Below are 9638 nucleotides of genomic sequence, written 5' to 3' on the forward strand. Positions count from 1 at the left end.
CCGCGCCGACCAGGCCGCATTCCGCCGGTGCGGCGTGGGGTTCGCCCGTAGGCGGCCCGCGTCCGGGGAGCCGCGCGCGATGAGGTACCTCATCGACAATTTCGGCGACATCGCGGACTACACCCGCACGCACCTGGTGCTGGCGCTGGTGCCGTTGCTGCTCGGGCTGCTCATCGCCATTCCGGCGGGTGCGGTGGCGCACCGGGTTCCGTGGCTGCGCCGGATCACCGTCACGGCCGCCGGAATCGCGTACACCATTCCGTCGCTGGCGCTGTTCGTGATTCTGCCGCCGCTGCTGGGCATTTCGACCATCGATCCGCTGAACGTGATCATCGCGTTGACCATCTACTCGGTGGCATTGCTGGTGGTCGCGGTGCCCACGGCGCTGGATTCGGTGCCCGCGGCGGTGCTCGACGCCGCCGACGCCATCGGCTACGCGCGCCTGCGCCGCGTGCTCACCGTCGAATTCCCGCTGGCCTTCCCGGTTTTCGTGGCGAACCTGCGGGTGGTCGCGGTCACCAATATCTCCATGGTCACCGTGGGCGCGCTCATCGGCGTTGGCGGCCTCGGCAAACTGTTCACCCAGGGATATCAGCGCGACTATCCGGACGAGATCATCGCGGGCATCATCGTGGTGCTGGTGCTGGCGCTGGTGATCGACCGCCTGCTCTACCTGCTGGGCCGGTTGGCCACGCCGTGGCTGCGCACCGGCCGCACGCCCGGCACCCGGCGGCGGCTGCGCGGCGCGATCGATCCGGCCAAGGGTCCGGCGGCCCCGAACGGCGGTGCGGCTGCTCCGAAAGGTAGTGCGGCATGAACCTTTTCGTGCAGGCCTGGGAATACCTCAGTACGGCCGGCAACTGGTCCGGGCCCGCCGGTATCGCCGCCCGGTTGCGCGAGCATCTGTGGTACAGCTTCCTGGCGGTCGCCCTGTCCGCGGCGCTGGCCGTGCCGCTGGGCATGGTCATCGGCCACACCCGGCGCGGTTCGGCGTTCATCGTCGGCTTCGCCAATGCCATGCGCGCCCTGCCCACCCTCGGTCTGCTCACCTTCCTGGTGCTGCTGATGGGGCTGGGTCTGGTTCCGCCCCTGCTGGCGCTGATCACGGTGGGCATTCCGCCGCTGCTGGCCGGGGCCTACGCGGGGGTGGCCAATGTGGACCCGCTGGTCGTGGACGCCTCCCGCGCCATGGGGATGCGCGAGTATCAGATTCTGTTGCGCGTGGAATTCCCCAATGCGCTGCCCATCCTGCTGACCGGGTTGCGCGCCGCCACCCTCCAGGTGGTCGCCACCGCCACCATCGCGGCCTACGTCAATCTGGGTGGGCTCGGCCGCTACATCTTCGACGGTATCGGCCTCTACAAATACGACCGGGTGCTGGTGGGCGCGATCTTGGTCGCCGCCCTCGCCCTGGCACTGGACGGCCTGCTCGCACTGGCCGTGCGGGCCTCGGCTCCGGGCGTCGGCGGCATCCATCCGCTATCGTCCCGCAAATCGAACCATTGACCCCTGCTGTGAGGTGGGTCACGATGGATTCGGCCCGAAGTAGTGCCGGATTCACTCACCCCACCCTCAGGAGGATTGTTGTGAAGGCCATGAAGGCACGCGACATCATGCACCGGGACGCCACCTGCGTCCCCGCCGACGAAACCCTGGACAGGGCCGCGCAGCTGATGCGCAATATGGACGTCGGCGCCCTGCCCATCTGCAATAACGACCGCCTCATCGGGATGCTCACCGACCGCGACATCGTGGTGCGCTGCATTGCCGAGGGCCACGACCCGAGCCGGGTGCGGGCGGGCGACCTGGCGCAGGGCACCCCACGGTGGGTATCGGCCGACACCGACGTCTCCGAAGTGCTCGAGATGATGGAGCAGGCGCAGATCAAGCGCCTCCCGGTCATCGACACCCGCAATGGCAAACGCCTGGTCGGCATGATCTGCGAATCCGACCTGGCCCGCAATGTGAGCGACGAGCAGCTCGCCCACTTCGTGGAGGCCGTCTCGGTACCGCACTGAGAACCCCGCAGGGTGCGACGGTCCGGACGCGGATGATGCCGCGCGGGCCGTTCGCGCCGCCGGGTTCCGACCAACTCGCCGCGTCGAGACATCGGTGTCCGGCGCGGCCACTCAGGCGCGCAGTGCCGCCGCGAGCACCGGATTCAATGCCAGGGCCGGGAGCGAGTCGACGAGCATGTCGACCAGCGTCTCGCGGGGGATGGGCTCTTCACGTAGCCAGGTGAGGGTGGTCTCCTCGACGAAGGCGATCCAGCCGCGCACGGCCAGGCGTAGGCGGGGGCGGTCCGGATCGTCGACGGCGATCGGGGATTCGGTGAGGATGCGGTCGACGAGAGCCAGGCGGGTCTGGGTGACCAGGGCGACCAGTTCGGGGCTGGCGCTGGCCGGACCGCGCAGCAGGGCCAGATAGGAGGTGCGGTTCTCGCTGACGTAGTCGACATAGCGTTCGATCGCGTCGCGCAGCATGTCGTAGAGCGGCAGGGTGCGGTCGGGTGCGGTCTTCTCCAGGAGTTCGGCATTGGCGTACTGGACGATCGCCAGGTGGAAGTCCTGTTTGGACGGGAAATAGTGGAACAGCAGGCCCCGGGAGATCCCGGCCTGGGTAGCGATCTCGCCGATGGAGATGTCTTCGAGCGCGCGTCCGCGCAGCATCTCCACGCCCAGCGTGATGAGCTGTCGGCGGCGTTCCTCCGGACTCAGGCGCACACGCTTGGATACGGTCTGGTCCCGGCTGCGTTCCCTACTCACCACACCGATACTACTGAACGTGAGTCAATACTGTTGACTCCTGCTCAATAAGACCTTACGCTCGCTTATATGAGTCGCAAGGTTACAGACAAAGCTGTCGGCAACCGGCCTGCCCGTCACTCCCGCATCATCATCGTGGGCAGCGGGTTTTCCGGTCTGGGCATGGCGATCCGCCTGAGCCAGCAGGGGCACGACGATTACCTCGTGCTGGAGCGCGGACACGATGTCGGCGGCACCTGGCGCGACAACACCTACCCGGGCGCGGCCTGCGATGTGCCCTCCCAGCTGTACTCGTACTCCTTCGCGCTCAACCCGGACTGGAGCCGCTCGTTCTCCAAGCAGCCGGAGATCCAGCGCTACATCCAGGGCGTCGCCGACAAGTACGGGGTACGCGACCGCCACATCTTCGGCTGCGAGATGACCGGCGCGCAGTGGAACGACGCCGCCGCGCGCTGGGAGATCCAGACCAGCCAGGGGGCGTTCACCGCCGACATCCTGATCTCCGCCGTGGGCGCGCTGTGTGAGCCCAACCTGCCGGATATCAAGGGCATCAACGAGTTCCAGGGCGAGATCTTCCACTCCGCGCGCTGGGACCATGACGCCGACCTCACCGGCAAGCGGGTCGCCGTGATCGGCACCGGCGCGTCCGCGATCCAGATCGTGCCGAATATCGCGAAGCAGGTCGCACACCTGGACGTGTACCAGCGCACCGCGCCGTGGCTGCTGCCGCGCATGGACCGGCCCTACCTGGCCCCGGAGAAGCTGGCGTTCAAATACATTCCGGGTGTGCAGGCGCTCTCCCGCGCCGCCATCTACGCCGCCCGCGAAACCCAGGTGGTGGGCCTGGCCAAATTCCCGCCCGCCATGCGCATCCTGGAGACCATCGCCCGCGCCAAGCTGTTCGCCGAGGTCCGCGATCCGGAACTGCGCCGCAAGGTCACCCCGAACTTCCGCATCGGCTGCAAGCGCATGCTGATCTCCAACGACTACTACCCGGCGCTCTCGCGCGACAACGTGGACGTGGTCACCGACGGCATCAAGGAGATCACCGGCAACTCCATCGTCACCAAGGACGGGGCGGAGCGCGAGGTCGACGCCATCGTGGTCGCCACCGGCTTCCACGTCACCGACTCCCCGGTGTTCGAGACCATCGCCGGTCGTGACGGCCGCACCCTCGCCGAGGTCTTCGACGCCACCGGTCAGCAGGGCTACAAGGGTTCGACCATCCACAACTACCCGAATATGTTCTTCCTGCTGGGCCCGAACGTGGGCCTGGGCCACACCTCGATGGTGTACATGATCGAATCGCAGATCAACTACATCGCCGACGCGGTCGCCACCATCGACAAGCAGGGGCTGCGCACCGTGGAGGTGCGCCAGGACGTGCAGGACGCCTTCAACGCCGAATTGCAGAAGAAGCTGGTCGGTTCCGTGTGGAGCACCGGCGGCTGCGCCAGCTGGTATCTCGACAAGCACGGCAACAACACCACGCTGTGGCCGGACTTCACCTTCCGGTTCCGTAGTCTGCTCGAGAAGTTCGACGTCGCGGCGTACGACACCACGACCGCCGCCGTCGCCAAGGCATCCTGAATCCGTCCATCCCTACCGAAAGAGTGACCGTGAGCAACGACGCTTACTTCCAGGACAAGGTCTGCGTGATCACCGGCGCCGGATCCGGCATCGGTCGCGCCCTCGCCGAGGCGCTGGCCCGGCGCGGCGCGAAACTCGCGCTCTCCGATATCGATACCGAGGGCCTGGCCGAAACCGTGCGCCGCTGTGAGAAGTTCGGCGTGCAGATCAAGTCCGACCGGCTCAATGTGGCCGAGCGCGAGGCCGTGCTGCTCTACGCCGACCAGGTCAAGGAGCATTTCGGCAAGGTCAACCAGATCTACAACAATGCCGGAATCGCCCACCACGGCGACGTGATCGCGACGCAGTTCAAAGACATCGAACGCATCATGGACGTCGACTTCTGGGGAGTCGTCAACGGTACCAAGGCGTTTCTGCCGTACCTGATCGAATCCGGTGCGGGCCACGTGGTGAACGTGTCCAGCCTCTTCGGGCTGATCGCGGTCCCCGGCCAGAGTGCCTACAACGCCGCCAAGTTCGCGGTGCGCGGCTTCACCGAGGCGCTGCGGCAGGAAATGCTCATGAGCGGTGATCCGGTCAAGGTGACCTGCGTGCACCCGGGCGGCATCAAGACCGCCGTGGCCCGCAACGCCACCGTCGCCGAGGGACTGGATCAGAAGAACCTGGCCGCCCTGTTCGACAGCAAGCTCGCCATGCACACCCCCGAGATGGCCGCCGAAACCATTCTGAACGGCGTCGGCAAGGGCCACGGCCGGGTGCTGATCGGTTGGGAGGCAAAGGTTCTGGACCTGTTCGTGCGCACCACCGCCTCGTACTACCAGCGCATCGCCGCCGTCGTGCAGAAGCGCGCCCTGCCCTGAAAGTGATCATGCCCGAGATCTCGCTGCCGCTGCCCGTCGCCCGCGCGGTACTCCGTCCGCTGTTCCGTGTCATGCTCAACGCCCGGCTGCCGTTCACCGTGCAGCGTCGGCTCATGGACGCCGGTGCGGCCGGACAGCTGCTGCCGCGCGGCACCCGGGTGGAACGCATCCGCCTGGGCGAGCGGCCCGCCGAAAGGCTCACCGCCGGAACGGTTTCCGATGCCATCACGGTGCTGTACCTGCACGGCGGCGGATACACGGTCGGTTCACCGGTGACGCACCGCGCCCTGGCCGCAGTGCTGGCCCGGGAGATCGGCTGCCGGGTGCACGTGCCGGACTACCGGCTCGCGCCCGAACATCCCTTCCCGGCCGCGCTCGACGACGCCGAGGCCGCCTTCCTGGATCTGGTCGCCACCGGCTACCGGCCGGAACGCATTGCGGTGGCCGGTGATTCGGCCGGCGGCGGACTGTCGCTGGCCTTGGCGCTGCGGCTGCGGGACCGGCACGGGTTCACCCCGGCCGCGCTCGGGCTGATCGCGCCGTGGTCCGATCCCAACGAGATCCCCGAGCGCGCCAGCGATCTCGTGCTCACCACGCCGTGGTCGCGGTCCTGCGCCGACGCGTACCTGGGCGGCGCGGACGGGCTCGACCCCGGCTACGCGCCGCTGCTCGCCGACCTGCACGGCCTGCCGCCCACCTATGTGCAGGCCGATGTGGACGAACTGCTGCACGGTCAGTGCCTGCGGCTGGTCACAAAACTGGAATCTTCCGGTGTTTCCGTCGACTTCAGCGAGAGCCGTGGGCTCTGGCACGTCTCCCAAGCGCAGGCAACTCTGGTAGAAGCGGCCGCGCGAGTGACCCGCGAGCTCGCGGAATTCCTGCGGCAGGCACTACGACCTGCGCAAACACGGTTCATCGGTTAATGTCCGAGCACCTGTGACCCCAGCCCGGCGGCCTGCTTCGGAACCTGTTCCGCAGGTCCCGCCGGGCACTGCGCCGGAGCGTGGCGTAAATTACTGGCGAGTTAACCCACTGTGGAAGGGCAGCGATGCGAGAGTTCGAAGTCCCGGCTACCTACACCATTCCGGAGAACGCGAACATGTCGGACGGCGCGTTCCGGCATGCGAAGGAGACGCCGAACCTGGTCGTCTTCAACACTCCGGATGGTAACGGCGGCTGGAACGACGTCACGGCCACGGAGTTCGCCAAGACCGTGACCGATGTCGCCAAGGGGTTCGTGGCCTCCGGCATCGAGCTCGGCGACCGCGTCGCCATCATGGCCGCGACGAGCTACGAGTGGGTGGTGCTCGACTTCGCCATCTGGGCCGCCGGCGGCTGCACCGTCGCCATCTTCGACAGCTCCTCGGCCGAGCAGTGCCGCTGGATCCTGTCCGATTCGGCCACCAAGCTGATCGTCGTCCAGAACGAGCAGCACCGCGCCACCATCGGCGAGATCGAGGGCGGCCTCGGCGAACTGGGCGAGGTGCTGCAGATCGAGGGCGGTGCGGTCGCCGAACTGATCAAGCGCGGCGCGGATCTCGACGACAGTGTGGTGCACGAGCGCCGCGCTCAGGTGAAGGCGGCCTCCCCGGCCACCCTCATCTACACCTCCGGCACCACCGGCCGCCCCAAGGGCGTCATGCTCTCGCATGCCAACCTGTACGCCGAATCGGCCGCCGACCGCTCCGCCATGAGCGAATTCCTGCGGCCCGACCGCAAGTCGCTGCTGTTCCTGCCGCTGGCGCACGTCTTCGCCCGCGCCGTGGCGCTGGCCGCCTTCGACGCCGGTGTCACCGTGGCGCACACCGCCGACTGGACCACGCTGGTCGAGCAGTTCGGCAAGTACAAGCCGGACTTCATCCTCTCGGTGCCGCGCGTATTCGAGAAGGTGTTCAACGGCGCCAAGCAGAAGGCGCACGACGGCGGCAAGGGCAAGATCTTCGACGCCGCCGCCGATGTGGCCGTGCAGTACTCCGAGGCGCTGCAGAACGGCGGCCCCGGTTTCGTGCTCAAGCTCAAGCACACCGTCTTCGACAAGCTGGTGTACGGCAAGCTGCGCGAGGCCATGGGCGGCCGCTGCGCCTCCGCCGTCTCCGGCGGCGGACCCCTGGGCGCGCGCCTGGGGCATTTCTTCCGCGGCGCGGGCGTCACCATCTACGAGGGCTACGGTCTGACCGAGTCCACCGCCGCCGTCAGCGTGAACACCCCGGAGCACATCAAGGTCGGCACCGTGGGTCGTCCGCTGCCGGGTCACGGCGCGAAGGTCGCCGAGGACGGCGAACTGCTCATCAAGGGCCCGGTCGTCTTCGCCGGCTACTGGAACAACCCGGAGGCCACCGCCGACGCGTTCGCCGACGGCTGGTTCAAGACCGGTGATCTGGGCGCCATCGACGAGCAGGGCTTCATCTCCATCGTCGGCCGCAAGAAGGAGATCATCGTCACCGCGGGCGGCAAGAACGTCTCCCCGGCCATGCTCGAGGACTCTCTGCGCCAGCATCCGCTGATCAGCCAGGTCATGGTGGTCGGCGACGGCCAGCCGTTCGTGGGCGCGCTCATCACCCTCGACCAGGAGGCGCTGCCGGGCTGGAAGGAGCGCAACGGCGTTCCGGCCGACACCGCCATGGAGCAGATCATCGAGAACCCGAAGCTGGTCGCGGAGATCAACGAGGCGGTGGCCGCCACCAACAAGCTGGTGTCGCACGCCGAGGCGATCAAGAAGATCCGCATCCTGCCGGTCGACTGGACCCAGGAGGGCGGCGAGCTGACCCCGAAGATGTCGCTCAAGCGCGCGGTGGTCATGAAGCAGTACGCCACCGACGTGGACGCGATCTACAACTGAACGCCGATGAGTTTCGGCCGCGGCCGTCGTCTCCATTGCGGGGGCGGCGGCCGCTGCCGTTTCCCCGACCCGTCAGCGCGTGAGGAGGCATACCGTGAACCTGAATCCGTACCTGATCTTCAACGGCAACGCCGAGGAGGCGTTCACCTTCTACCAGAGCGTCTTCGGCGGTGAACTCGACATCACCCGCTTCGGTGAGATGGGCGGCGGTGACGAACTCTCCGACGAAGCCAAGAACCTCATCGCCCACGTGGCCCTCCCGCTGCGCGGCACCGCCCACCTGCTCATGGCCTCCGACTGCCCGCCCGGCGAGACGGTGAACACCGCCAACCCGCCCTACGCGGTCTCGGTCGACCTCGACCTCCGCGAGGAAGCCGAACGCATCTTCACCGAACTCGGGGCGGGCGGCGAAGTCACCATGCCCTTCGGCAAGACCGAATGGTCGGAGGGATTCGGGATGGTGACCGATAGGTTCGGGGTGCCGTGGATGGTGGGCTTCAGCCCGGTCGAATAGCCGGACCGGTCGAATCGTATTGCGATACGGGCGGTCACGTGTGGCGGGGGTTACATTGTCGCTCCGGTGAGCTAGGGCGCGAGCTGTCCTAGCTGATTTCTACGGTGGGTTCACACAGATGATCACCAGCAGTTGGCTGACGCGCTGGCGTGCAGCCGTTCGACTGCCGGTCCGTTCACCAGGGGAGGATCGACGATCATGGGCATTTCCGAAGCCGCGGACCGCGCGGATACCTTCGTCGCGCACAGGTTCGACGAGCACACCGTGGATCTCGGCGAGATTCGCATGAACTACGTCGCCGCGGGCGATCCCGCCGCTCCGCCGCTGCTGCTCATTCCCGCCCAGGGGGAATCTTGGTGGGGTTACGAGGACGCCATTCCGTTGCTGACCGACCGGTTCCGGGTGTTCGCCATCGACCTGCGCGGGCAGGGGCGCTCCACGTGGACTCCGGGGCGCTACAACCTCAACATCTGGGGCAGCGATGTCGAACGGTTCATCGACTTGGTGATCGGGCGGCCCACCCTGGTCGCGGGCAACTCCTCCGGCGGCGTCGTCGCCGCCTGGCTGGCCGCCTACGCCAAGCCCGGTCTGCTCCGGGGCGCGATCCTCGAGGATCCGCCGCTGTTCGCCTCCCAGGCGACCCCGCCCTACGGTCCCGGCATGGCACAGACCCTGGGTCCGATCTTCACCCTGTGGGCCAAGTGGCTCGGCCCGCAATGGTCGATCGGAGACTGGGACGGCATGGTCGCCGCCGCGCCGCGTGAACTACCCGAATTCCTGCATCCCGGTATCGCGTTCATGATGGGTGACGGCACCGGCGACGGTGCCGCCGCCACCCCGCCGCAACATCTGAAGGAGTACGACCCGGAGTGGGGTCGGGCATGGGCCACCGACACCGCGAACGCCGGTTGCGACCACGCCGCCATGCTGTCGCGGAACAGAGTCCCCGTGCTGCTCACCCACCACTTCCACCTGACCGATCCCGACACCGGTCAACTCATGGGCGCGATGACCGACATCCAGGCCCGGCAGGCCCGCCGCCTGCTGGAGTCCGCCGGGCAGCCGGTCAC

At 67.5% G+C, this 9638-nt stretch carries 10 protein-coding genes; 9 read left to right on the plus strand and 1 reads right to left on the minus strand.

Annotated elements, in window-relative coordinates; all coding sequences use genetic code 11:
• Positions 1-79: 79 nt before the first annotated feature.
• The 3 genes from QK444_RS25240 (at position 80) to QK444_RS25250 (ending at position 2018) form a co-directional block, all read left to right on the plus strand.
• A complete protein-coding gene (locus QK444_RS25240) occupies positions 80-817 on the plus strand; it encodes an ABC transporter permease (protein WP_195121698.1) in 738 nt (245 codons plus the stop codon).
• Complete coding sequence (locus QK444_RS25245) at positions 814-1506, plus strand: ABC transporter permease (RefSeq protein ID WP_282784336.1); 693 nt, start codon at positions 814-816, stop codon at positions 1504-1506. The genes QK444_RS25240 and QK444_RS25245 overlap by 4 nt, the downstream gene beginning before the upstream one ends.
• An 89-nt stretch (positions 1507-1595) precedes the next feature.
• On the plus strand, positions 1596-2018 hold the full coding sequence (locus QK444_RS25250) for a CBS domain-containing protein (protein WP_282784352.1): 423 nt from the start codon (positions 1596-1598) through the stop codon (positions 2016-2018).
• Positions 2019-2129: 111 nt separating this feature from the next.
• Here QK444_RS25250 and QK444_RS25255 read toward each other — a convergent pair whose 3' ends face one another.
• Positions 2130-2765: a TetR/AcrR family transcriptional regulator gene (locus tag QK444_RS25255; RefSeq protein ID WP_143979556.1), complete on the minus strand. Its 636-nt coding sequence runs from the start codon at positions 2763-2765 to the stop codon at positions 2130-2132.
• A 69-nt stretch (positions 2766-2834) separates the two neighbouring features.
• Between QK444_RS25255 and QK444_RS25260 the strand changes: the two genes are divergently transcribed.
• From QK444_RS25260 to QK444_RS25285, 6 genes are all read left to right on the plus strand, one after another.
• Positions 2835-4355, plus strand: coding sequence for an NAD(P)/FAD-dependent oxidoreductase (locus QK444_RS25260; protein ID WP_282784339.1), 1521 nt, complete (start codon positions 2835-2837; stop codon positions 4353-4355).
• A 29-nt stretch (positions 4356-4384) separates the two neighbouring features.
• Positions 4385-5215 carry an SDR family NAD(P)-dependent oxidoreductase gene (locus tag QK444_RS25265; protein ID WP_029931494.1) on the plus strand — a complete coding sequence of 277 codons (831 nt, stop codon included), beginning with the start codon at positions 4385-4387 and terminating at the stop codon, positions 5213-5215.
• Between the two features lie 8 nt (positions 5216-5223).
• Entirely contained in the window at positions 5224-6138 is a 915-nt protein-coding gene (locus QK444_RS25270) for an alpha/beta hydrolase (RefSeq protein ID WP_282784342.1), read from the plus strand.
• Between the two features lie 125 nt (positions 6139-6263).
• Positions 6264-8054: a long-chain fatty acid--CoA ligase gene (locus QK444_RS25275; RefSeq protein WP_282784344.1), complete on the plus strand. Its 1791-nt coding sequence runs from the start codon at positions 6264-6266 to the stop codon at positions 8052-8054.
• Between the two features lie 94 nt (positions 8055-8148).
• Positions 8149-8568 carry a VOC family protein gene (locus QK444_RS25280; RefSeq protein WP_282784346.1) on the plus strand — a complete coding sequence of 140 codons (420 nt, stop codon included), beginning with the start codon at positions 8149-8151 and terminating at the stop codon, positions 8566-8568.
• A gap of 198 nt (positions 8569-8766) precedes the next feature.
• On the plus strand, positions 8767-9638 hold an 872-nt coding region (locus tag QK444_RS25285; RefSeq protein WP_282784348.1), incomplete at its 3' end, for an alpha/beta fold hydrolase.

It is taken from the genome of Nocardia sp. CC201C (genome assembly GCF_030010695.1).
Lineage (GTDB): Bacteria > Actinomycetota > Actinomycetes > Mycobacteriales > Mycobacteriaceae > Nocardia > Nocardia otitidiscaviarum.